Source organism: Nonomuraea sp. NPDC005692, from assembly GCF_040631115.1.
Taxonomy (GTDB): domain Bacteria; phylum Actinomycetota; class Actinomycetes; order Streptosporangiales; family Streptosporangiaceae; genus Nonomuraea.
Window position 1 is genome coordinate 20,961 of sequence record NZ_JBEXYU010000024.1, and the last position, 23,076, is coordinate 44,036.

18 protein-coding genes are annotated in these 23,076 nt (G+C 70.4%); 11 read left to right on the plus strand and 7 right to left on the minus strand.

Annotated features, from left to right (window positions below; genetic code table 11):
* The first annotated feature begins 2 nt into the window (after positions 1-2).
* A complete protein-coding gene (locus ABZ459_RS36045) occupies positions 3-833 on the plus strand; it encodes an NAD(P)H-binding protein (RefSeq protein ID WP_357980005.1) in 831 nt (276 codons plus the stop codon).
* Positions 834-1,159: 326 nt separating this feature from the next.
* Here the strand turns inward: ABZ459_RS36045 and ABZ459_RS36050 are convergent, their stop codons facing one another.
* Positions 1,160-1,867, minus strand: a complete 708-nt coding sequence (locus ABZ459_RS36050; RefSeq protein ID WP_357980008.1) for a helix-turn-helix domain-containing protein — start codon at positions 1,865-1,867, stop codon at positions 1,160-1,162.
* 184 nt (positions 1,868-2,051) lie between these two features.
* Between ABZ459_RS36050 and ABZ459_RS36055 the strand changes: the two genes are divergently transcribed.
* Complete coding sequence (locus ABZ459_RS36055; RefSeq protein WP_357980011.1) at positions 2,052-2,873, plus strand: oxidoreductase; 822 nt, start codon at positions 2,052-2,054, stop codon at positions 2,871-2,873.
* Positions 2,874-2,882: 9 nt separating this feature from the next.
* The gene (locus ABZ459_RS36060; protein ID WP_357980014.1) at positions 2,883-4,394 is read left to right on the plus strand and encodes an MFS transporter; all 1,512 of its coding nucleotides are present in this window, start codon (positions 2,883-2,885) and stop codon (positions 4,392-4,394) included.
* Positions 4,395-4,810: 416 nt separating this feature from the next.
* Here the strand turns inward: ABZ459_RS36060 and ABZ459_RS36065 are convergent, their stop codons facing one another.
* A complete protein-coding gene (locus ABZ459_RS36065) occupies positions 4,811-5,683 on the minus strand; it encodes a sigma-70 family RNA polymerase sigma factor (protein ID WP_357980017.1) in 873 nt (290 codons plus the stop codon).
* Between the two features lie 362 nt (positions 5,684-6,045).
* Between ABZ459_RS36065 and ABZ459_RS36070 the strand changes: the two genes are divergently transcribed.
* From ABZ459_RS36070 to ABZ459_RS36085, 4 genes are all read left to right on the plus strand, one after another.
* A complete protein-coding gene (locus ABZ459_RS36070) occupies positions 6,046-6,480 on the plus strand; it encodes a YdeI/OmpD-associated family protein (protein WP_357980020.1) in 435 nt (144 codons plus the stop codon).
* Positions 6,481-6,558: 78 nt separating this feature from the next.
* Positions 6,559-7,008 carry a DoxX family protein gene (locus ABZ459_RS36075; protein WP_357980023.1) on the plus strand — a complete coding sequence of 150 codons (450 nt, stop codon included), beginning with the start codon at positions 6,559-6,561 and terminating at the stop codon, positions 7,006-7,008.
* Between the two features lie 340 nt (positions 7,009-7,348).
* The gene (locus tag ABZ459_RS36080; protein WP_357980026.1) at positions 7,349-7,573 is read left to right on the plus strand and encodes a hypothetical protein; all 225 of its coding nucleotides are present in this window, start codon (positions 7,349-7,351) and stop codon (positions 7,571-7,573) included.
* Positions 7,574-7,907: 334 nt separating this feature from the next.
* A complete protein-coding gene (locus ABZ459_RS36085; protein WP_357980029.1) occupies positions 7,908-9,806 on the plus strand; it encodes an ABC transporter ATP-binding protein in 1,899 nt (632 codons plus the stop codon).
* Positions 9,807-10,058: 252 nt separating this feature from the next.
* Here the strand turns inward: ABZ459_RS36085 and ABZ459_RS36090 are convergent, their stop codons facing one another.
* Positions 10,059-10,520, minus strand: coding sequence for a hypothetical protein (locus tag ABZ459_RS36090; RefSeq protein WP_357980032.1), 462 nt, complete (start codon positions 10,518-10,520; stop codon positions 10,059-10,061).
* A gap of 688 nt (positions 10,521-11,208) precedes the next feature.
* Here ABZ459_RS36090 and ABZ459_RS36095 point away from each other — a divergent pair.
* The 3 genes from ABZ459_RS36095 to ABZ459_RS36105 all read left to right on the plus strand — a co-directional run bounded on the left by ABZ459_RS36095 (position 11,209) and on the right by ABZ459_RS36105 (position 15,166).
* Entirely contained in the window at positions 11,209-12,450 is a 1,242-nt protein-coding gene (locus ABZ459_RS36095) for a PHB depolymerase family esterase (protein ID WP_357980433.1), read from the plus strand.
* Between the two features lie 190 nt (positions 12,451-12,640).
* Positions 12,641-13,756, plus strand: a complete 1,116-nt coding sequence (locus tag ABZ459_RS36100) for a lectin (RefSeq protein ID WP_357980035.1) — start codon at positions 12,641-12,643, stop codon at positions 13,754-13,756.
* Between the two features lie 21 nt (positions 13,757-13,777).
* On the plus strand, positions 13,778-15,166 hold the full coding sequence (locus tag ABZ459_RS36105) for a glycoside hydrolase family 43 protein (protein ID WP_357980038.1): 1,389 nt from the start codon (positions 13,778-13,780) through the stop codon (positions 15,164-15,166).
* 220 nt (positions 15,167-15,386) lie between these two features.
* Here the strand turns inward: ABZ459_RS36105 and ABZ459_RS36110 are convergent, their stop codons facing one another.
* The gene (locus tag ABZ459_RS36110) at positions 15,387-15,539 is read right to left on the minus strand and encodes a glycerophosphodiester phosphodiesterase family protein (RefSeq protein WP_357980041.1); all 153 of its coding nucleotides are present in this window, start codon (positions 15,537-15,539) and stop codon (positions 15,387-15,389) included.
* A 97-nt stretch (positions 15,540-15,636) separates the two neighbouring features.
* On the opposite strand from ABZ459_RS36110, the gene ABZ459_RS36115 reads away from it, so the two are divergent.
* The gene (locus ABZ459_RS36115; RefSeq protein WP_357980044.1) at positions 15,637-15,780 is read left to right on the plus strand and encodes a hypothetical protein; all 144 of its coding nucleotides are present in this window, start codon (positions 15,637-15,639) and stop codon (positions 15,778-15,780) included.
* 1,046 nt (positions 15,781-16,826) lie between these two features.
* On the opposite strand, the gene ABZ459_RS36120 is transcribed toward ABZ459_RS36115, so the two are convergent.
* From ABZ459_RS36120 to ABZ459_RS36130, 3 genes are read right to left on the minus strand one after another with little or no spacing between them, the layout of a single operon-like run.
* Positions 16,827-17,144 (minus strand): trypco2 family protein, encoded by a 318-nt coding sequence (locus tag ABZ459_RS36120; RefSeq protein WP_357980047.1) that lies wholly within the window; start codon positions 17,142-17,144, stop codon positions 16,827-16,829.
* Positions 17,145-17,160: 16 nt separating this feature from the next.
* A complete protein-coding gene (locus ABZ459_RS36125; RefSeq protein ID WP_357980050.1) occupies positions 17,161-20,757 on the minus strand; it encodes a CHAT domain-containing protein in 3,597 nt (1,198 codons plus the stop codon).
* Positions 20,747-23,017: a serine protease gene (locus ABZ459_RS36130; protein WP_357980053.1), complete on the minus strand. Its 2,271-nt coding sequence runs from the start codon at positions 23,015-23,017 to the stop codon at positions 20,747-20,749. The genes ABZ459_RS36125 and ABZ459_RS36130 overlap by 11 nt, the downstream gene beginning before the upstream one ends.
* Positions 23,018-23,076 lie beyond the last annotated feature (59 nt).

A 23,076-nucleotide genomic window follows, 5' to 3' on the forward strand; every position in this document is an offset into this window, starting at 1 on the left:
TCATGATTCTGGTTACCGGTGGCACCGGAAACGTCGGCGGCAACGTGGTCCGCCAGCTCCTTGACGCAGGTGAGAAGGTCCGCGTCATCACCCGTGATCCCGGCAAGGTCTCGTTCCCGGACGACGTCGAGGTCGTGTCCGGCGACCTCGCCCAGCCGGAGACCCTGCCGGCGGCGCTGTCCGGGGCCGAGCGGGCATTCCTCTTCCCTGTCTTCGGCGCGGTGGAAGGTTTCCTCGAAGCGTCCAAGGAGGCCGGCTTGCAGCATGTCGTGCTGCTGTCCTCGGCGGCCGTCACGTACTCCACGCCGGGGTGGGTCGGCCAGCAGCACCTGCGTCTTGAGCAGGCCGTCGAGGCGTCCGGGTTGCCGTGGACCTTCGTGCGTCCCGACGCGTTCATGACCAACGACCTGGCCTGGATCCCCCAGATCGCCCACGGCGGGGTCGTGCACGGCGTGTACGGCAACGCCGCGCTGGCCCCCGTCGACCCGCGCGACATCGCCGCGGTGGCCGTCCGCGCCCTGATCGACCAGCGGGCCGGCCAGTCCTACGAGCTCACCGGACCGCAGTTGCTGACCCAGATCGACCGCGTCGGGATCATCGCTGAGACGATCGGCAGGCCGCTGCGGTTCGAGGAGCTGCCCCGGGAGCGGTTCGAGGAGCAGCTGCGGCGCCACGGGATGCCCGCCCCCGCGATCACTGACCTGGTCGAGGGGCTGGCCGCCAGGGACGGCCGGAGCGCCCGCGTCCTGCCTGTCGTCGAGGACGTCACCGGACGCCCCGCCTTCACCTACGCGCAGTGGGCCGCCCAGCGCGCGGCGGACTTCGCGATCTGACGGCGACCGCCCGGCCATCATCCACCCCGAGGGCACGACGTTTGCCGGGCTCACGCCCACGGCACTTGCCGTCGTGCCGTGGCTCGCGGTCGACGTTGCACGGCCGGCCTCATCGCCGACCCAGCTGCGATCATCTGGGCACGTGTGCGGGTGCGGGGATGGCGTCCGGGCCGTCGAAGACGGGCAGGACGCGGCCGCCTTCGGCCGGCGCGGCGGCGGAGCCGGTGCCAAGCTCCGGCGCGCCCAGGGCCGGGGGTCCTGGGCTGGACGGACGCGGCCCTTCGCTCGAGAACCGCTCACCCAGGCCGCCCCCGACATGCCGGAGCTCACCGCCGGCGTTGCATGGAGAGGGCCTGCCGCCAGTGCTCGGCCGCCTGGCCCATGTCGCGGCCGAGGAGTTCGAAGAACTGGCTGGTGGTGCGGAGCCGGTCACCGGTGGGTGTGTCGGTGCCGAAGATCCCGACGCCGTGCCGCGTGGTGTCCGCCCAGATCGCTATCGACCTGGCGCTGGCCGCCCACGTGTGGTACCAGACGTCCACCTCGACGAAGTACCGCACCCGACGCGCCTCCCGCTCCCGGGCGACCATCTGTCGCTGCTCCAGCCACTTGATGGCATTGGAGATCGTCGCCGGACTGACATGGAGTTGCCGGACGAGTTCCGTGGCGGTCAGGCTGCCGCCCTCGCTGAGGAAGAGCGCGGCGAACACCCTGGCCGTCATGGGCGCCATCCCGCCCTCGATCATCATGGCGACGAACTGTTCCTCGAACTCCAGGGCTGTGCGGACGTCACGGTTGTCGCTGGTGTGGGGAACGCCGGCGTGGGGAGCGCGCCTGCGCCGGCGAGCACGCCAGTTCGTCGCATGCTGGGCGCGCGCCGCCCGGTAGCCGTGCGGGCCGCCGTTCCTGGCGATCTCACGGGTGACGGTGGACGTGGACCGTCCCAGCCGGCGGGCGATCTCCGCGTACGTCAGACCGGACGCCAGCCCTTCGGCGATGCGGCGACGATCCTCGGCGGTCAGCCGGCCTCCTGGCATGTCATCCTCTCCCCGGTTGAGCACCCGCCGGCCGCGGCGAGTGCAGCACTGAAAGACAGTTGCACTCAGCTGCAAACTCATTGCACCAACAAACAGGGCTCTACCTGCGCATATTTGTTTTGCGAGTTGCCTCATATCCGGACACAACCCTAGCGTTCCCCCTGACCGAAGAGGAGGTTCCACCATGGAAAAGGTCATTCTCGTCACCGGCGCCTCCGCCGGCATCGGCAAAGCCACCGCACTCGAACTCATCCGCGCCGGCCACATCGTCTACGGCGCCGCGCGGCGCGTGCACAAGATGGACGACATCCGCGAGGCCGGCGGACACGTCCTGGCGCTGGACGCACGCCGGCCGGAGGACCTGGAACGCGTGATCGGCGCCGTCATCGCCGAACAGGGACGCATCGACGTCGTGATCAACAATGCCGGCACCGTCCTGCACGGCGCGGCCGAGGACATCCCCATCGACCTGGCGCGCGACCAGTTCGAGGTCAACGTCTTCGCGCCGGCCCGGCTGACCCAGCTCGCCCTGCCGTACATGCGCGCGCAGGGTTCCGGCACGATCGTCAACGTCTCCTCCATCGGAGGCGAGATCGCACTACCGCTCGGCTGCTGGTACTACGCGACCAAGCACGCGCTGGAGGCCTACTCCGACAGCCTGCGCATGGAGGTCGAGCCGTTCGGCATCGACGTCGTGATCATCCAGCCCGGCATCATCAAAACCGGGTTCGAAGACCACACGGCACAAGACCTCCGCGAGATCTCCGGCACGACCGCGTACCGGGACATGGCCGAAGCCATGGCCGAACGCGCCGAGACACAGCTCGGCGAGAACACCCCGGCCAGCGACCCCGGCGTCGTCGCCACCACCATCCGGCAGGCCGTCGAAGCCGGCAAGCCCGAGACGCGCTACGCGGTCGGCTACATGGCCGACAAGCTCCTGGAGCTCAACAGGACGCTGCCGGACCGCGAATTCGACAAGCTCCTCACGAACGCCGCGAAGTAGGCCGCCACGATGTCGCGCCAACCCCACTCACACAGATGGTGGGCGCTCACCGCGCTCGTGCTCACGTCGCTGGCCGTGGGCTTCGACGTGACCATCCTGAACCTGGCCCTGCCCAGCATGGCCGACGACCTGCACGCCGACAACGCCCAACTGCAGTGGTTCGTCACCATCTACACGCTGGTGCTCGCCGCCGGCATGATCCCGGCGGGAATGACGGGCGACCGCCTCGGCCGCAAGAAGACGCTCCTGGTCGCGCTGGTCATCTTCGGCATCAGCTCGCTGGCCGCCGCCTACGCGCCCTCGACCGGGATCTTCATCGCAGCGCGTGCCGTGCTGGGCCTGGGAGCGGCGCTCATCATGCCCACGATGCTGGCGCTGATCCCGACGATGTTCACCGAGAAGGAGCGGCCGAAGGCGATCGGAACGCTGGCGATGGCCTCGATGCTGGCCTTCCCCATCGGCCCGCTCCTGGGCGGCTGGCTGTTGACCCACTTCTGGTGGGGCTCGGTCTTCCTGATCAACGTCCCCGTGGTCGTCCTGGCGTTCCTCGCGGTCACCGCCTGGCTGCCCGAATCGCCGCGCGAGCGCGGCAAGCGGATCGACGCGGGCGGCGTGCTGCTGTCGAGCGCGGCGCTGACGGCCTTGACCTACGGCCTCATCGAAATCGGTGAGCGGGGCTGGACCGACGCAGCCGTGTTCGGACCGATCCTTGGCGGGACGGCCGCGCTGGCGCTGTTCGTGCTCTGGGAGCGACGGGCCGGCGCGCCGCTGGTGGACCTGTCGCTGTTCGCCGACGCGCGCTTCACCGTCGGCACCGCGCTGGCCACGCTCGTCAACTTCACCATGTTCGGCGTCCTGTTCGCGCTACCGCAGTACTTCCAGGCGAACCTCGGCACGGACGCGATGGGCAGCAGCCTGCGGCTGTTGCCGCTCATCGCCGGGATGCTCATCGGGATGTCGGCGGCAGCCAGGCTGAACAGGACGATCGGCCCCAAGCTCGCAGCCGGCCTGGGGTTCGTCCTGCTCACCGCGGGCCTGTTCTGGGGAGCCACCACCGATACGAGCAGCGGCACCGCGTCGGCGGCCGCGTGGACGGCCCTGTACGGCCTCGGCCTCGGCTGCGTCCTGCCCACGGTCATGGACGCGGCGCTCGGCACCCTGTCGCCCGGCAACGCCGGAGTCGGCGCCGGGGTGACCCAGTCCATCCGCACCCTCGGCGGCAGCTTCGGCGCGGCGGTCCTCGGCTCGATCCTGGCCTCCACCTACCGCGCCGCGGTGCCGCAGCAAGCAGGCGAGAGCGTCTTCGCAGGTCTGGCCGCCGCACGATCCGCCGGCTCCGCGGCCCTGGCGGACACGGTCCGCTCTGCCTTCGTCCATGGCCTGGACATCGTCCTGGCCGCCAGCGGCGGCCTCGGCCTCCTCGGCGTCCTCATCGCCCTGGCCTGGCTGCCCGGTACACGCGAGCGTCCCCGGCCGAGCACACCCCGGCACGCACAGCAGGCCCACGTACCCAATCCTTGAGCGAGCGCTCGATCAGAACCACATCGGCGGCGCGGATGCACTGGTCGGCGGTCTGCCAGGGCCCGTACCGCCACGGAGCATTCGCACCACGACCACCATTCAACCGTGTGCGGCCTCTGCCGCTGGTCCTGCACCTGACCGGCGACCCACAGGTCCACACGGCGCCGGGGGGCGAGGGAGACGCCGGCGGGCTGGTTGATCGGTTCTTGCATCACTTCGGTACCCACGGCCTCGATTGCGCTTGAAGGACGATCCCCCCGTCCGGCTGGGCCGGCGGGCGGACGCTCACCCGCCGCGTTCCCTCGGATCCCAGGTCATCGCGTACCTCGGATCCGAGTACGTCGCGGTGGAAGGCGAGCGCCTCGTCGAGTCGTGGACGGCGACGGCGCAGGAGGAGAGTCTGAGATCCGTGCCGGTCAACGCCGCTCCTTGTCACCGGCGGAGAGGTAGACGACGTCAAGGTCGTGGAGCCGGTCCAGGTCGGTGTCGATGGCGATTCGGGTGATCTTCTCGTCATGGATGGTGAAGGTGATGACGGCGTTCGGCTGGCCACGGTGTGACCAGACGGCCGCCGGGACGCCATCGACCAGGGCGAGCCGGGCGGCCTGAGCCCGTCCGGCGAAGAAGGCCGCCACCGCTTCGGCGCCGCGGATCTCTACGGCCACGGCTTCCGGATCGAGCAGCTCGACCAGGGCGGTGAAGTTTCCGCCTCGGGCCGCGGCGAGGAACGCCTCGACGATTTCCCGCTTCGCCGAACGCGCGGCATCGGACGCGTCGGCCGTTCCTTGCAGCCGGCGCCGGGCCCGGCTGGCGAGTTGCCGGGCCGCCGCCGGGGAGCGGTCGATGATGGCGCCGATCTCGGCGAACGACACGGCGAAGACGTCGTGCAGGACGAACGCGAGCCGTTCGGCGGGAGCCAGCGTGTCCAGCACCACCATCAGCGCGACACCGACCGAATCGGCCAGCAGCGTCTCGTCCTCAGGGGTGGCCTGGCCGGCCAGGTGAGTGCTGGGGCGCGGTGCGGTCGGCTCGGGCGGCAGCGTCCCGGCCGAGTCCTCACGCTGAGCCCGGCGTGCCTCGAGCATGTTCAGGCAGACCCTGGCGACGATGGTGGTCAGCCACCCGGCCGGGTTCTCCACCTGGCCGGTGTCGGCGCGGCTGACCCGCAGCCAGGCCTCCTGCACCGCGTCCTCGGCCTCGCTGGGTGAGCCGAGCATCCGGTAGGCCACCGCGTGCAAGCGGTCGTGGTGCTCGGCGAACCGTTCGCTCAGCCAATCCTGCTCAACCATCGGTCACATTCCTCCATCCGGTCCTGTCATACCAATTGACCGGCGAACACGCGCCGATGTGACAGCCGGGCCCTGGCCCAGATGTCCGGCACGTATACATCTGAAGTGCAAGGAGCAAGGCATGAGAGCGGGGGCCTCGGCCGGCAGATCAAGAACGACTACGGCATCTCGGTGTTCTTCGCATCGGACGGTCCTCGCCGGTCGGCTTCCACGGTCGCGCGGGTCTCGCCGACCAGGTGGGCACGGACCCGGAAGGCAGCGGCTTCAGCGGCTACATCTGGAGTCTCGGCCACAGCGCCCGGTGAACCGACCAGTCCTACGCGGAGCAGCCGGTGAGCCGGCAGAACAACAGGAGACGGATCATGAAGTTCTGGGCCCACGTCGAGCCACCCGAGCCCATGCGAGGCCTGAAGGTTCCGCCCGAGGTGGTAGCAGCGCTCGGCGGTGGGCCGCGGCCGCCCGTGACGATCACCGTCAACGGGCATAGCTGGAAGAGCCGGGTCGCCCTCATGCGCGGCCGCCATCTGCTCGGCCTCAGCAACGCCAACCGGCAGGCCGCGGGTGTCACGATCGGCGACGAGGTTGAGGTCGAGGTGGAGCTCGACAGCCGGCCGCGCGTCGTCGTCGAGCCCTCCGACCTGGCCCGGGCCCTGGACGACGACCCGGCCGCCCGCACCGCTTTCGACTGTCTCACCGACAGCCGCAAACGTGAGCACGTGCGCGCCGTGGAGAGCGCGAAGAAACCCGAGACGCGCCGGCGGCGTATCGAGAAAGTCATCGCCGCGCTGCGGGGCTGAAACCCGAAACAAGACTCCGTTGGCAATGCAGTCGCCGGCGGAGGTCCACCCCTGCCAACTCTCCGGGAGAGATGAGAAATGTCGAAACACCTTAAGACCGGCCTGTATTGGTTCCTGGCCCTTCAGTTCGCGCTGGGCGCCGTGACCAAGTACTGGCCGGGTGACACGATATTCAGCACTGCGTACTCCGTGAAGTTCGTCGATTGGGGTTACCCGTCCTGGATGCGCTTCGTGGTTGGCGCGCTGGAAGGTGTCGCCGCCGTCCTGCTCGTGATCCCCGACCGTCGAGCACGCTTCCTAGGTGCCACGACGCTGATGTTCGTGCTCACCGGCGCGGTCACCACCCACATCGTCAACCACGACCCGGCGGTGGAGAGCTGGGCCGCGCCGACTCAACTCCTCATCATGGGCATCCTCGCCCTGGCCAACTGGCCCGCCGACTGGCGAGACCTCCTGCGGTCACCGATCGCGCCGACAGCCCGAACGCCACGTCCATCCAACGAAATGACAGGAGTGCAGCACCTTTAAGGGAAAGCCCTGACTGCACCGACCCGCGGCTGCCTCATCGCCCCGCCACTGGTCCCTGGCGCCGATCAGGACGGTCATGCCCGCTCGGCGAGCTGTCCGGCGGCGGACCGGCCGATGAGGCAGCTCATCACCCTTCCCACCGACGACCCGGGCCGGCGCTTACCAGAACGCACTCGGCGCAAGAGTTCCGCCGGCCTTCGGCGCGGCTCTGCGCCTGTTGGCCCGTTCCTCTGTCCAGCCAGGTCAGTGCCGCGCCCGCGTGAATAGTGTGCCCACGAGGTTCCGTCACCATCGTCTTCCGGGTGGGGCGCGTGCGTGTTGAGGTGATCGCATGACCCCCATGAGCGCCATCAACCGGGCAGCCGCCGCGGGAATGATCGTGCTGACGCCGGCACTGGCCTGGACCAGCATCGCGCTACAACGCGTCGCGGCAGACGGGGCCGCACCATGGACTCGCGAGTGGATCCCAGGCTCGCCCTACGTCCCTGCGGTCGTCACCGTTGTGCCGACGCTGCCCACCAAGCAGCAGGCGGGCGGTGGACACAGCGGAAGCGGCGCCGCCTGACGTACGGGCATTGCGCTCGTGGGGGCGTTCCAGGGCCGCCTTCATGGCCCGGATCGCGCCCGCTCAGCCACGCAGCAGATGCCGGGTGACATCGATCACGAGACCGCTCGTCTTCGGGATCTGCCCGCCGCACTCCACCGTGAGCCTGCGACCGCCTCACCCGGCAAGGCCCTCCAGCAGCCAGGACAACGGGGTGCCCGCGTCGCCACCCGGGCGAGAGGGGACGCCGACGGCGAGCGGAAGAACCACTCCCCGAGAGAACGGAGCCTCGTCCGTGACGGTAAGGTCCGAATCTGATCCTCCCCCTGCCGACCACACCGGGCAGCAGGCCGCCGTGCAGGAACCCGCCACGGATCCGATCTTCGGAGGCGGCTTCCAATACAGCATGGGCTGGGCGCGGCACGAAGCCGACCTGGCGGTCGGCTTCGGCGTGATCATGCGTAAGCTGCCCTCGCTGATCGGCATCTGCCTGCGGCTGTCCTGGCGAGCCGACCCGGCCGCGCTCGTGATCGTCGTGGCCTGCCAGCTCATCGTCGGCGCCGCGACCGCGTTCGGCCTGCTGGCCACCAACCGGGTCCTGCAGCAGATCCTCGCCGAGGGTCCCACCCCCGACCGCGTCAAGGCCGCCATACCGGCGCTGGTCCTGGTCGCGGCCGCCGGCATCAGCGTCGCGGTGTTGACCGCCTGGTCCGGTGCCGCCTCCGGCCGGCTCCAGCCGAAGGTCGAGCACCTGGCCTACGACGAACTCCTCAGCCGCGCCGCCAACGTCGAACTCCTGCACTTCCAGGGCGCCCACTTTCATGATCTCCTGGAGGCCGCGCAGTACGGGGCCGGGTGGATCGACATCGTCATCGACCAGGTCATCCGCATGCTGAAAGCGCTGATGGGCATGACTGCCGCCGCCGGCGTCCTGGGTGTCCTGCACCCCCTGCTGCTTCCGCTGCTGCCGCTCATCATCCTGCCGCGCGCCTGGGCGCTGGTGCGCTCCACTCTGCGCCGCAAAGCCTCCCGCCTGCGGTGGCTGACTCCCGTACGGCAGCAGCGCAGCCTTGCCCAGCTCCTGATCGGAGCCGACCCCGCCGAGGAGATCCGCGCACACGCCGCCGGGGACTTCCTGCTCCGCCACCACGACCGGATGGCCCTGCGCTCGGCGCGGGAGCAAGCCCGCCTCGCCCGCGCCGACGCCGGAGGCGAGCTGCTGGCCGGGGCGCTGAGCGGCCTGACGACGGGCGCCACCTACGTTGTGCTCGGCTGGCTCCTGATCACCGGACGCATGCACCTGGCCGCCGCCGGTACTGCCGTCCTGGCCATCCAGACCGGCACCAGCCAGCTGAGCACCCTGATCTATTCGATCAACAACGTGTTCGAACACGGCCTCTACACCGAGGACTGGGCCGCTGCCTGCCGTCAGGCCGAACGACTGGCCATCCCCCGCGACGGCGCCGGCCTGCGGCGGGCCGATGGTCCCGACCTGATCGAAGCACGCGGCCTGCGCTTCAGCTACCCCAGCGCCGACGAGCCCGCCCTCGACGGCGTCGACCTGGCCATCGGCCGCGGCCAGATCGTGGCCCTGGTCGGGCACAACGGCTCCGGGAAGACCACCCTGGCGAAACTTCTCACCGGCCTCTACCTGCCCGAATCCGGATCGGTCACCTGGGACGACACACCGACCACCGACCTCGACCGAACCCAGCTCTTCGACCAGGTGGCCCTGCTGTCCCAGGGCTACGAACGATGGCCCTTCACCGTGTCCGCCAACGTCGCCATCGGCCGCCACACCACCGGCCCCACCCCCGAAGCGCTCGCCTGCGCTGCCGCGGCCTCCGGCGCCACCGATCTCATCGCCTCCCTGCGGGACGGCTGGGACACACTGCTCGCCCCCGAGTACCAGGGCGGGGTCGACCTGTCGGGCGGGCAGTGGCAGCGCATCGCGGTCACCCGCGCGTACTTCCGGGACGCGCCCGTGCTGGTCCTGGACGAGCCGACCGCCGCCCTCGACCCTCGCGCCGAGGCCGAGACGTTCGCCGGGGTACGCGCCCTGGCCGGTGGACGCACGGTCATCCTCATCACCCATCGCCTGCACTCCGTGCAGCACGCCGACCGCATCTTCGTCCTGCAGAACGGCCGGATCACCGAAAGCGGCACCCACCAGGAGCTGCTGAAGCTCGGTGGCGAGTACGCGGAGCTGTGGTCGTTGCAGGCGGCTCAGTACGGCATGGGCACCACCCCGTGAGCGCGGCCCCGGCCAGGCCGAAGGGGCGGAGGATGTCGCCACCCCGGCAGACGGTCGCTGACGAGGGCATCCTGCGACCCGTGAACTGATACGGCAGACCACGACCAAGGCATCGAACCGGACGTGAACAGCCCGCACGCCGATTACCTGGAACCGGTCGTCCGCCGGTGCATCGATTGCAGCTGATCGGAAGCGCGTGCCGTTGGCATGAGGAGAGGCGAGACTCATCTGTGTCGAGGTTGCCGCTTCGAGCTATCCATCGATCGCGGACACGTCGAGATAGACAAGAGAATTTTCGTCAACAGACGATCCACGTAGCCGCTGCAGCACGTCGGGAAAATCCTCGAAGTACGCAGGATGAAAGGGGCGCACAGCCACCGAAGTGTTTTTGTGCACCGTTGAGTTCAGAAGAACGATGGCGGGCCTGTTCTCCGTCGCGATCGCCCATTTCCGGGCGATCAAAAATTCGACGGCTTTGTCGAGCGCTTGTGAACCACTCGTTGCCCCAACGTCAATCACCAGCAAGTTTGAAACCTGCTTTATGTGATCACTTTCGCTGACACCTTCCACTGCCGCAAGCACCTTGCCGATGGTGCGCACATCACCGAGAAGAACCGAATCGACTCTGATCGTCGCGGACGGGAGCCCACATCCCCCGATCAGGAGGATCGTAGTGAGAAGAACGCGGGCGATTGAAGAACGTCCTGCTGCCATTGTGTTCTCCGCTAGGGATGGTATGGATCGCGCGCTGGATCAAGGGCGCACTTCCAGTATTGTGCGGCCGCGCCTCCATCAAACCAGCTCGTGCAGTTCATGGCGACGACCTATGCCATTGGAGGGCGTTCGCCAGCGCGCCGGCCAGGCCCAGGTCGTCCAGGGCTTGGCTTCGGCGGGGGCGGTCTGGAGCGCGAGCGCGGCCAGGGCAGGCCGCGCAGACCAGCCAGCACGCCCGCGTACCTGTCGAGGAACAGGCCGGGCACGTTCTCGTACAGCACCGGCCGCAGCATCCAGCCGAGCGTATTGACCCCGATCGCGACGAGCGCCGCCAGCTACAACGTCCCACTTGGTGTGCGGGGAGTTCGTCAGCTCCTGTCGCGGGAGGGGATGAAAGTTTCATGGCGACGCTTTCGCCGGTCCGCCTCGATAAGTCAAGGTGAGCGAGCACGGCGGCCGCCTTCTCCGGCCGCCGCGCGCCAAGGCGCTCTTGACAGTGCCTTTCCGGCTCGTATTTGCTCCCTCCGTCCCTTCCATCGGCCCGGAAGAGCTCGACCGGTCAGCGATTTGTTAGCGCTAACAAACGAGAGATGGATGCATGAAACCAGGCGAATCGCCCAGAAAAAGACGCGCGGGCCTCGGAGCCGCTCTGGCGGCTGTGATCACGGCGGCGGCCACCGCTTTGGCCATGTTCCTCACCACTGCTCCGGGAGCCTCGGCGGCGGCCTTGACCGAAGTGACGAACTTCGGCACCAATCCCGGCGGACTACGGATGTACCTCTACGTCCCCGACAGGGTGGCGGCCAGGCCGGGCGTCCTGGTGGCGATGCACGGCTGCAACGGCTGGGCTCCGGGCTTCCACCAGGGCACCGAGTTCGCCTCGCTGGCCGACCGGTACGGCTTCATCGTCATCTATCCGCAGGCGAACAAGACCGCCAACGGCCTGTCCAACTGCTTCGACGTGTGGTCGAACGAGGCCCTGCGGCACGGCGGCGGCAGCGACCCGGTGTCGATCGTCTCCATGACCAACTACGTGCTGCAACGCTACGGCGGCGACCCGCAGCGGGTGTTCGCCACCGGCTTCTCCTCCGGGGCGATGGAGACCGGCAACCTGCTCGCCACCTACCCCGACGTGTTCAGGGCGGGAGCGCCGTTTTCCGGTGTCCCCTACGGCTGCCTCGGGCCGGCCGGATGCGGCGACAAGGCGCCGCAGCAGTGGGGGGACCTGGTCAGGAACGCCTACCCCGGCTACGCCGGGCCCCGGCCTCGCGTGATGGCCTGGCACGGCACCGCCGACTCCGTGCTGCCGTACACGATGTTGCAGGAGGAGGTCGACCAGTGGACCAACGTCCACGGAGTGGGCCAGACCCCCGCCTCCACCGACAGCCCGCAGTCCGGCTGGACGCGGCGGGTGTTCGGTTCCGGGCAGGTCGAGGCGTACACCATCACCGGCGCCGGTCACGACCTGCCCCACCCGGGGATGGCGGCGTACGCCATTCGCTTCTTCGGCCTGGACGGCGGGTCGTCCACCACCACGCCGACCCCACCACCCGCAGGTCAGATCAAGGGCGTGGCCTCCGGCCGCTGCGTGGACGTGCCCAACGCCGGCACCGCCGACGGCACCGCCGTGCAGCTGTGGGACTGCAACGGCCGCACCAACCAGCAGTGGACGCAGACCTCAGCCGGAGAGCTGAGGGTGTACGGCAGCAAATGCCTGGACGCCGCCGGCACCGGAAACGGCGCCAAGATCCAGATCTACTCCTGCTGGGGCGGCGGCAACCAGAAGTGGCGCGTCAACTCCGACGGCACCATCACCGGCCTCCAGTCCGGGCTGTGCCTCGACGCCGTCGGCGCAGGCAACGGCAACGGCACCGGGCTCCAGCTGTACAGCTGCTCGGGCGGCACCAACCAGAAGTGGACCTTGACGTGATGCCCCTGGCCCCGGCCGGGCCTCGGACGCCGGACGCCGGCGCGATGTCAGCGACAGCGAACATGACCACAGGAGGTCCCGATGTCCCAGCCGACAGCGGAGTCGATGCCCGGCCCGCCCGCCTCAAGGGCGCGCGACGCGTCAGCCGGGCGTCATCGGCCGACTCGCAGCCGATCGTGAGAGGGTGAGCATGCGTACCTGGAGGCGATGGCGGGCCGCCGTGCTGACGGTGGCGGCGTTGCTGGCGACCGGCACGGCGATGGGGACGGGGGTCGCCGGAGCCGAGTCCAACGGCGGGATACGGGTCATGCCCCTCGGCGACTCGATCACCGAGGGCACGCAGGTGCCGGGCGGCTACCGGATCGGCCTGTGGCAGCGCCTGACCGGCGGCCGCTACACGGTCGACCTCGTCGGTTCACAGTTCAACGGGCCCGCCAGCCTGGGCGATCACGATCACGAGGGCCACCCAGGCTGGCGGATCGACCAGATCGACGCGAACCTCACCGGCTGGCTGCGTACGTACACGCCGCGCACGCTGCTGCTCCACCTGGGCACCAACGACATCCTGCAGAACTACAACGTGGCCGGCGCTCCGCAACGGCTGTCCACGCTGATCGACCACATCACCGCGGCAGTACCGGACGCCGACGTCTTCGTCGCCACCATCATCCCGCTGTCCAACGCCGGACAGGAGTCCGCCGCCCGCACCTTCAACGCGGCGATCCCCGGCATCATCCAGAGCAAGGCGAACAGTGGCAAGCACGTCCACCTGGTCGACCTGCACAGCAAGTTGACCACCTCGGACCTGATCGACGGCATCCACCCGACCGCCGGCGGCTACGACAAGATGGCCGCCGCCTGGTACACGGCGCTGCAATCGGTTCCCGGCAGCATCGGCCAGCCGCAGGGCGAACCCTCCGGCGGGACGGAGATCAAAGGCGTGGGCTCGGGCCGTTGCCTGGACGTCACCGGCGTCTCACAGGCGAACGGCGCGCAGGCCCAGATCTGGGACTGCAACGGCCAGACCAACCAGCAATGGACGCCCACCGCGAGCGGCGAACTGCGCGTCTACGGCGGCAAGTGCCTTGACGTGTACGACGGTGGAACCACCGACGGCACCAACGTCATCATCTGGGACTGCAACGGCCAGAGCAATCAGCAGTGGCGCTTCAACGCCGACGGCTCCATCACCGCCGTCGGTGCGAACAAGTGCCTGGACGTGCCGAACAACGCCACCGCCAACGGCACCAAACTGACCATCTGGTCGTGCAACGGCGGCGCCAACCAGCGCTGGACCCGTACCTGACCCGTCATCCCGGGAGCGATCGTGAGAACGGCATTACGGTTGCCGGCCACCACAAGAGCCGGACGCGGAATCGTAGGGCTGCTGGTCCTGCTCGGCCTCGTGGCCTTCCTGCCCGCCCACCCCGCCAGCGCGGACAATCCGATCATCCAGACCGTCTACACCGCCGACCCGGCGCCGCTGGTGCACAACGGACGGGTGTATCTCTACACCGGCCATGACGAGGACGGCTCGACCTGGTTCACCATGAAGGAGTGGCGCGTCTGGTCCTCCACCGACATGGTGAACTGGACCGACCACGGATCCCCACTGAGCCTGACCACCTTCAGCTGGGCCAAGTCCGACGCCTGGGCGGGACAGACCATCTACCGGAACGGCCTGTTCTACTGGTACGTGCCCACGACCAACCGGGCGACCGGCCGGATGGCCATCGGGGTGGCCGTCTCCGACAGTCCGACCGGGCCGTTCAGGGACGCGCTCGGACGGCCGCTGATCGAGAACGGCGAGATCGACCCGACGGTCTTCATCGACGACGACGGGCAGGCCTACCTCTACTGGGGCAATCCGCACCTCTGGTACGTGAAGCTGAACGCCGACATGACCTCGTACTCGGGAAGCGCGACGCAGATCCCGCTCACCACGTCGGGATTCGGCACCAGGACGGGCGACGCCAACCGCCCGACGCTGTTCGAGGAAGGGCCCTGGGTCTACAAACGCAACGGTCTGTACTACCTCGTGTTCGCGGCCAAGTGCTGCTCGGAGTTCATCGCCTACTCCACGGCCCCCGGCCCCACCGGGCCCTGGACCTACCGGGGGACGATCATGCCCACGCAGGGCGGCAGCTTCACCAACCACGCGGGCATCGTTGACTACCAGGGCGGCTCGTACTTCTTCTACCACAACGGCGCACTGCCGGGCGGCGGCGGCTTCACCCGTTCGGTGGCCGTGGAGAAGTTCGCCTACGGCTCCGGCGGCACGATCCCGACGATCAACATGACCGCGGCCGGGGCGCCCCAGGTGGGCACCCTCAACCCGTACGTCCGCCAGGAGGCCGAGACGATCGCCTGGGAGTCCGGGATCGAGACCGAGCCCTCCAGCGAAGGCGGAATGAACGTCGGCTGGATCGACAACGGCGACCACATCAAGGTCAAGGGCGTCGCGTTCGGCGCCGGCCCCAGGACCTTCACCGCGCGGGTCGCCTCCGCCTCCAGCGGCGGCAGACTCGAACTCCGCCTCGACGGCCTAAACGGCCCGTCGGCCGGGACGTGCACCGTGCCGGGCACAGGCGGCTGGCAGACCTGGACCACCGTGTCCTGCCCGGTCAGCGGCGCGACCGGCACCCGCGACCTGTACCTGAAGTTCACCGGCGGAAGCGGCTACCTGTTCAACATGAACTGGTGGCAGTTCAGCTGACGTCACATCCCCCGCACGTCACCGCCGCCCGCCTCCGGCCCTGCCCGGGGTTACGGGGCCTCGGCGGCGCCGGTGGTCGTGATGTCGCGCGGCGTCGGCCTTGAACTCGGACGGGTAGACGTCCCACCTTCTCCGCAAGGAGATATTCGGAGAGTGAGGGTGCGGCCGACGGGGGTTCTCCACGCCGGCCGCGGACCGGCACGACGGCCCAACAGAGCCTCTATTTGACGTAGGGCTTGGGCAGGCGCATGCCGCGCTCGGCCATGATCTGCCGGACCCGGTCCGGATAGTCGGTGATGATGCCGTCGATCCCCATGTCGATGAGGGCCGCGATGGTGGCCGGGGCGTCGCACGTCCACGGGATGACCTGCAAGGCGCCGGCCGGCTCCCCCTCGCCCGCGCCGCAGCCGGGGACGCCGCCGGCAACACAGGTGGGGCCGCTGCCGCCCGATCATCATCCGATCAGCGCGTTGAACGAGCGCGCGCAGATCGAGCTGATCACCGACCTGACACTCAAGGTGTCGCACGGGTTCAGCGGCACGCAGCCGCTGTACACCTGCCAGGCAACCTGCCGGACCAGGGGCCGGGACCTTCAGACGGCGGGAGAGGGCTGAGCAAGAGCGCGGCCCGCGAGCAGGCGGCCCGCGCGTTGCTGGCCCTGATCGTCACCGAAGACCAGCCACGGCCGGCCGCCCCTGTCCGGGCGGTGCCCGCGATCAAGCCGCTGCCCGCGGGCATGGATCCCCTCGGCGCGTTGAACTCCTTCAGCAAGCGCGGCTCGTTCCCGGACGCCGCGTGGGCGCTGCTGGCCCGTCTGGCGCTGGTACCTGCCGTCCCGGTACCGGCTGACGCGGTCACGCACGAGGACGCGGCGCCAGAACCGGTTGAGCCTGCGCCTGTGCCACGCCGGCCCCCCGCGCCCGTTCCCGCGCTGGGAGTGTCCGCTCCGCCGGGACCTGGCTGGCGGCCGCGCGGCTGCTGGAGTCCGTCCTTCGGGCGGGCGCCGCGGTGAGCGCGGACTTGAGCGGCGGCGCCGCCCGGTTGGTGGTCTACCACCCTGACGGCAGCCCTCTGCCGGACACCGGCCCGGGCGGCGACCCTGGGCTCGCGCCGCCGCGGGCCGAAAGCGCCGAACTGGTGCTGCCTGGGATGGGCGTCGGCGTGCGCGCCCAAGCGGTCCCGGTGTGGCCGGTGCCGCTGAGGCTGCTGGCCGCGGCGATGCCCCCGTACGCGCACCGTGTCCCGGCCGCCCGCACCCCCTACCGGCTGTGGGCGCCGCGGATCGTGGTGCGCCGCGTCCCGGATGCGCTCGCCTACGCAGTCGTGCGTGGACCCGGAACCGGCTACGCGCTCGGCTCGGCCCCCTACACGGCGCGCCGGAGGGGTGGCCGGGGAGGTCAGTGCCGGGAAACGCCGGCGCATCATCGGGTGAAAGGTGGCGAGCAGGTGGTGCACGCCTTCCTCGCGCAGGGCTTGACGGCGCCGGGCGGTGTCGCTGTCGACGCGTGCGCGGATGGCCGGCCAGTACGGCTCGAGCGCGAACCGGTGGTAGGCGCGCAGGGTGTCGCCGAGCTCGCTCAACGCCCGTGGCCGGGCGGTGCGCAGGTCCTCCAGCCGGGCAACGTTGCCGGGCGCGCCTGCCCCGCCGCGGCTCTGAGGATCAGGCATCGGGGATCGATGACTTGCCCGTCGCTGCGACGCGGGCTGGGTTACCGTCCACGTCGACGGGGTTCAGGGTGAGCTTGATCTTGTGCGAGCTGGACCGGCCCTTGGCCTTCTTGGCTCCGACCGAGATGACACTGATCTTGACGCCGCCCTCGCCGCTGACCTCGTTCTTGACGTCCACGAGGAACTCCAGCTCCACGGGGCCCAGCCCGAACAGCAGTTCCTGACCCTCGCCCTCGTGCATGGCTCGGGTGAGCTCCCGCCTGATCTGCCTGATGGTGGCGCTGAGGTCGGCGAACTGGTCGTCGGTCATGGGGCTCCAATCGTGGTCAGCGGCCGACATGGACATGTGCGGCCCACAGCGAGGGGATGTGCGGGTAACGTTCACGCAGCCGGCGGGCGGCGGCGTTCAGGGCTCGCGCCGAGCGGTCCACGTCAAGGGTTCCGTTCGCGTCCGCGAGTTCCTCGTAGAAGGCTTGTGCGAGGTCGGCGTAGGCGCGGTCGTCGACCTCCCACAGCGTGGCGATCGCCTGCTGGGAGCCGCTGAGCTGCGCCGCCACCGCCAGGTTGATGGGCTCGCCGGCGGCACCTGGCGCCGCCGTGGTGCAGGCGGACAGATACGTCAGGCGGCTGGGCGCGGCCATGTCCCGCAGGCGCAGCCGCCCGTCCGACAGCAGGAGCGAGCCGGCTGTGGCGTCGTCGGCGTCCGTGCTGCTGTGGCCGGCGAAGTGCAGGACGTCGGTGCCCGGCAGCTCTTGCAGGAGGTGTTGCCTGGTGGCCTGCTCTCCCTCGAGGACGACGGCGGGGCTGAGGAGGCGGGCGACGGTGAGCGCCTCCCGCTCGGCCCCCGGCATCCGCATCGGGCTCTCCGCAGCCTGCGGCAGTACGACCAGGGCCGAACGCGGTCGGTCCGCGGGCGTGGCCGAACGGGAACGCGTCAGCGCGCCGATCGTCGCCGTGTACGAGGAGACGACCGAGTCGATGGCGGAAGTCTCCGGGAGCCACCCGGCCGCGTGCAACGGCAGCACGCTCAACGGCCCCGTCGGCACCCACCACACGCGCGGCATGCCCTCGGCTGCGCGCAGGTGCGGCCGCAACGCCTCCAGCACCGGGCCGACCACGACCTCCGCCAACCAGCCCAGCGTCTCGGCCAGCGACTGCTCCCGGCCCAGCCGGTCACGCAGCGGTCGGTAGGCGGTGGTGAGCTCGGTCAGGAAACGGCGCGCACGCTCGGTGGCCGCCGCACGATCGAGGCCAGGCAGGCGGATGACGAGCAACCCGTCCGTCGTCACCGCGATCGCGTCGCAGCGGTGCCCGCTCACGTTCAGAACCACGACGGGCCCCTCGGCCGCGGCCTGGAGGAGATCGCCGACCGCCGGCGGGCGCAGGAAACCCGCCATGCCGGGCAGGGCGCGTGCCTCCTCCACCAGCCGCTCGAACTCCTCCGCCGCCCGGCCTCCGGGTTCGCGTGACGATGGCTCGTCCACTGCGATCCGCAGCGCCGACAGCCGCTCCGCCAGCTCAGGTGCGCGCGCACGCAGCGTGCGAAGATCCTCCTGTACGCCCAGGGCCTGCGACAGCAGCAGCCCGCGTCCCTGCTCCAGCAGCGTGAGCGCCTCCTGCGGCCGTCCCGTCTCCAGCGCGCACGCGGCGGCGTCGCCGGCCAGTTCGGTCAGGCTGTCCTCGCGCCTCCCCCGTGCATGCCAGAGCCGGTCCGACATGGCCAGCGGCACCAGCTCGATCGCGGCGCGGAACGCGCCGAGCGCGCGCTCGTAGGCACCGCCCGCCACGGCGAGCCGCCCGTACTCCTGCCAGGCCAGCACGCGCTCCGCGATCGGCTCGTCGAGCCGTCCGGCGATCGCGGCGAACGCCTCCAGCGCGCCTTCGAAGGCAGCCGGGTCTCCCGAGCGCTCCCAGCGCCCGCGGTGCTGCGCGCCGAGGTCGGCGAGGTCACGGGTGAGCCGGAACCGGGCTTCGCGCAGCGTGTCGATGAACGCCTCGTGCTGCCGGCGCGCCTGCTGAGGGGCGATGGCCGCCGCCAGCCGGATCAGCGCCTCGGCCTCGTCCAGGTCGTCCGCGATCCCGGCGGACCACGAGCGTCGTAGCAGGACCTTCGCGAGCAGGGCGAAGGCCCAGTGCCGGTCCGGGTCGCCCTCCGGCATCGCGCCGACCGCCCTGCGGGCCATGTCCACGGCCTCTTCGAGATCGCCGGGGTTGTCGAAACGCTCGAAGCGTTCCTCCAGGGCGTGGCCGAGCTGCACGAGGGCGAGGGCTCCGTGGGTGCCGGGCGTGTCGAGGGCGACGAGCCTGCGCGTCAGGTCGAGCAGGTGGTCCAGGACGGCGGGTTCCCCGGTCGCCTCGTACGTCCACGACACGGCGTGACGGAGCCGATCGAGCGCCACGGGATGTTCGGGCGCGTCGGCGGGGGTGCCGGACAGGACCTCCGTGGCAGCCGCCAGGTAGGCGCGCAGGTCATCGGGCTCGCCCGACCGCTCGAAACGGGCTCCCAGCATGTCGGCCAGACGGCCGGCGATCAGCGGGGCGTCCGCGGAGTCCTCCGGCATCGCCGCGGCCACCCCCCGCATGAGCTCGATCGCGGCATCGAGGTCGGCCTGCTCGCCGACCGCCAGGAACCGGTGGAAGAGCAGCAGGCCGAGTTCGGCGGGGGCGGTCACGCCGGCGGACAGTTCCAGGCTCGCTCTGACCAGGCTGATGGACTCGTCCAGGTCGGCGAGCGACCCCGATCGCTCGTACCTGAGCCGCAGCGCCCCGCTCAGGCTGATCCACAGGACGTCGCGCTCCGGCTCGGCCTCGGGCACGACCGCGAGCCCTTCGCGCAGCACCCCGATGGCCGTCTCGAGGTCTGCGTCCATGCCGACACGCTGGAACCGGTCGACGAGGAGATCGCCGAGCGTCGCGTAGACGAACAGCGAGTGGGCCGCGAGGCCGTCCTGTTCGTGCATGAGCCGGGTCAGGACGGAGATCGCGGCGTCCGGCGACTGCTCGACGGTCGCCGCCACCATGAACCTGGCGCGGTCCTCGTGGTCGCTCGGCAGCAGCTCGGCGGCCTCGAGCAGAAGAGCGGCGACCCGGTCGAGCCCGGCCCTGTCCTCGTCCGGGACGACCCCCCGCTCGATCTCCGCCTGCGCCGCCAGAGCGTAGGCGAGATGGATCTGGTAAGGGTCCGGTTCGGTTGCGGCGAGCCGCCGATGGACGTCCACGATCTCGCGGGCCGTCGCGAGAGCGCCCTCGTCATCGCCCTGGCTCCGCTGCCTGCCGCGGCGTTCGGTGAGCGCCGCCGCGAGCGCCGGCAGGGCCGACTCCGGGGTGTGCTCGGCGAGGCCACGATAGAAGGCGACCGCCTCATCGGGGTATTCGTACGAGAAGGCGGCCTCATGGGGAGAATGGCGGGAGTCGTCCAGTTCCTCGATGACCTCCGCTGCCTCGCCGTCGCGCCCGAGCAGGCGCAGCGCCTGCGCCTTCAGCGCGGAGAACTTCGCCTCGCCGGCCCTCCTGCGGCTCCTGGACCCCGCGAGCAGCTCGAGGCCGCCTTCGGCCGTAGCCAGTGCCTCCGCGGCCAGGCCCGCGCGGAGCTGGACGTCGGTCAGCAGGAGGAGCACGCGCAGCTGGGCGTCGCGCAGAACGGGCGTGCTGCCCGTCTCAGCGACAGCGTCCCACAGGACGAGCAGGGCGGACGGTGCGTCGGCCATGGCGTCACCGAACCGTCCGAGCGCGGCGGCCGACTCCGCCCGCACGGTCAGCGCGCGAGCGAGCCCGAGCGGTTCGCCGCGCAGCCGTTCGTAGACCTCGACGGCCTCCCGCGCCGCGGCGGACGCGCCCGCGTGATCCTCGACCTCCATGAGCTGCTCGGCGTAGCTCACGAGGTTGGCGGCGTAGTCGGGGAGGTAGCCGTGGTCAGGACGCATGAGAGGCTCCTCCCGTCGCGGCGCTGCCCAGGCCGGTCAGCTTGCGGTACAGCTCCAGCGCCACGGCCCTGGCGGCGAGCGCCTCATCGTGGCGCCGGGCCTCCCGCATGTGATCGCTCAGGTTCTGCCACGCCCTGGCCAGTTCCGGGCGGTAGTCCGTCCTGCCCTCGCTCACCAGCCTGCCGTACACCGATATGGCCAGCCGGGTCAGTGGCTCGACCAGCAGGTTGAGCGCGGGCGCGCCGGCGGGGAAGGAACCCGCCAGCGCGACCAGCGCGGCCTCGTCAGAGGCGGAGACCCCGGCCACGCCGTCCTCCAGCGCCGAGATCAGGTAGCCGGGCTGCTCGGTCTCGATGACGACCTGCAGGGCGACGGGGCCGTATCTGGCCAGTTGCCCGACCACCTGCTCCTTGAGCAGCCGTCCGACGTGGGGGTGATCGCCGCTCGCCCGGGCCAGCACGTGGAAGGCCTGGTGAAGCTGGGTGGGGGCGGCGGCGGCCAGCGGTTCGTCGATCAGGTCGGGCCACTCGCGCAGGTGGGTTCCCACGAGATACTCACCCAGGCGGTCCGGCTCCAAGGGCCCCCACTCCCCCTCCTGGGACGGATAGAGCGTGCTCAGCCACTGGTGGACGACGAGGAGTTCGTTCTCCCCGAGGTCACGCAGACCGAGGACGTGGCTGAGCAGTGCCACGGCTTGGGACTTGCTCGACGCCCCGAACAAGGTGGCGATCGTCACCGTGTTGCGCAGCGTGTCGTCCGACAGGAAGGCGAGGCCCACCGCGTCCGCCGTACGCCGCCAGTAGCGGTTCTCGTGGACCATGAGGACCTTCTCGTGCGGCGTACGGCTGCGCGCGGCGGCCGGTGCGGGCCCCGCCTGCAGCAACCCCACCAGGGCACTCAGATGAAGGCGCATCAGCGATCCGTAGCCGGGGCCGCCCAGATCGGGCGGCGCCACCTGGGCGGCCAGGTCGGTCCAGCACGTCTCCTGCAGGCCCGACACCCGATGGAGCTGGGCGGCGATGTCGACCACCGCCTCCCTGAACGCCGTCTCGCGTGCTCCCGTCCACGTCGGCAGGCCGGTGAGCGGGTGGAGCTCGGCGAGTTCGAGGGCGTACTCCATCAGATCGGACTTCGCGGTCAGCCGCTGCCACCACTGCCCGGCCGAGCGCGCCAGCATCAACACGCGCACCGCGCTGCCGTCGTCGATCCCGACGTTCTCGATCAACCGGCGGACGACGTCGGGCCGCGTCTCGGCGTAGTCGACCACGAGCAGCAGGGGCAGGTCACACGAGCGTAACCGGCTCAGAGGCTCCTCCGGCAGCGCCGCCGCGTTCTCGGCCACCACCTGCCCGGTCACCCAGCCCTCGCGGCGCAGATGGGCGACGAGCTGGCGCGCGAGCCGCGTCTTGCCCAGCCCCCCGGCGCCGAAGACGAGCCGGGCGTCGAAGATCTCGTCCGTGGAGCACCAGCCGACGAGCCTGGCCAGCTCGTCGTCCCTCGGGGTGAACCACCGCACCGCCTCGGCGTCGGCGCGCAGGAGCGCCGCGGGAGAGCGCGGGCGGCGCCGGTCGGCCGGAGGGGAGAACAACCTGGCCAGCTCGGCTGATTCGAGGACCGCCGGCACCGCGATCGCGTCGAGGAAACCGGGCTCGGCGAACAGGGCCTCGGCCCGCGTGGCGAGCAGCCTGGCTCCGCCGTACCCCTGGTGGTCGGCGACCACCACGCCGATCAGCAAGTCATCGGCGAACAGCGCGGCACCGGACATCCCTGCCCACGGCGACCCGGCACCTGTGCGCTTGGGCGGGTTGAGCACCTGGAGGTGATAGCGGCGCTGCTTGGCGCCCGCCTCCGGGTTCACCCGGCCGCCGGCCTGATCGCGCTCGCGCACGCCGTCCGGCTGGGCCAGCACCTCGGGGAAGCCCGAGGCCTGGCAGACCACCTCGGCCCGGCGGCTGACCAGGCGTCCCCAGCGCACGGGCGCGACGGGAGGATCGGCCCAGTCGTCGTCGGTGATCTCCAGGAGGGCGACGTCCACCTGTGGGTCGGCCGCCGACCAGGTGCACGCGGCGGACCACAGGCGCGTCCTGTCGGCGGTCCTGACCTTGATCTCAGCCCCGGGTCCGGGGCGGCCCGTCGCGGACAGCACGTGCGTGGAGGTGATGAGCAGGCGCGGGGCGATCAGGTAGCCGGAGCCGGACGACCAGGACGCGTCGGCCTGCCGGGACCATACCTCGGCGACGCGTTCGACCGTGGTCGGCATCTGTTCTCCGGCTGCGGGGGGAAGCTGACAGCAGAATACGGGCTACCGCGTCAGGGCCG

Excerpts from the sequence above, each read along its gene's own strand:
- ABZ459_RS36045 (WP_357980005.1), top strand. The coding sequence starts at position 3 with ATGATTCTGGTTACCGGTGGCACCGGAAACGTCGGCGGCAACGTGGTC.
- ABZ459_RS36050 (WP_357980008.1), bottom strand. The coding sequence starts at position 1,867 with ATGCCAGGAGGCCGGCTGACCGCCGAGGATCGTCGCCGCATCGCCGAA.
- ABZ459_RS36055 (WP_357980011.1), top strand. The coding sequence starts at position 2,052 with ATGGAAAAGGTCATTCTCGTCACCGGCGCCTCCGCCGGCATCGGCAAA.
- ABZ459_RS36060 (WP_357980014.1), top strand. The coding sequence starts at position 2,883 with ATGTCGCGCCAACCCCACTCACACAGATGGTGGGCGCTCACCGCGCTC.
- ABZ459_RS36065 (WP_357980017.1), bottom strand. The coding sequence starts at position 5,683 with ATGGTTGAGCAGGATTGGCTGAGCGAACGGTTCGCCGAGCACCACGAC.
- ABZ459_RS36070 (WP_357980020.1), top strand. The coding sequence starts at position 6,046 with ATGAAGTTCTGGGCCCACGTCGAGCCACCCGAGCCCATGCGAGGCCTG.
- ABZ459_RS36075 (WP_357980023.1), top strand. The coding sequence starts at position 6,559 with ATGTCGAAACACCTTAAGACCGGCCTGTATTGGTTCCTGGCCCTTCAG.
- ABZ459_RS36080 (WP_357980026.1), top strand. The coding sequence starts at position 7,349 with ATGAGCGCCATCAACCGGGCAGCCGCCGCGGGAATGATCGTGCTGACG.
- ABZ459_RS36090 (WP_357980032.1), bottom strand. The coding sequence starts at position 10,520 with ATGGCAGCAGGACGTTCTTCAATCGCCCGCGTTCTTCTCACTACGATC.
- ABZ459_RS36095 (WP_357980433.1), top strand. The coding sequence starts at position 11,209 with ATGTTCCTCACCACTGCTCCGGGAGCCTCGGCGGCGGCCTTGACCGAA.
- ABZ459_RS36100 (WP_357980035.1), top strand. The coding sequence starts at position 12,641 with ATGCGTACCTGGAGGCGATGGCGGGCCGCCGTGCTGACGGTGGCGGCG.
- ABZ459_RS36120 (WP_357980047.1), bottom strand. The coding sequence starts at position 17,144 with ATGACCGACGACCAGTTCGCCGACCTCAGCGCCACCATCAGGCAGATC.
- ABZ459_RS36125 (WP_357980050.1), bottom strand. The coding sequence starts at position 20,757 with ATGCGTCCTGACCACGGCTACCTCCCCGACTACGCCGCCAACCTCGTG.
- ABZ459_RS36130 (WP_357980053.1), bottom strand. The coding sequence starts at position 23,017 with ATGCCGACCACGGTCGAACGCGTCGCCGAGGTATGGTCCCGGCAGGCC.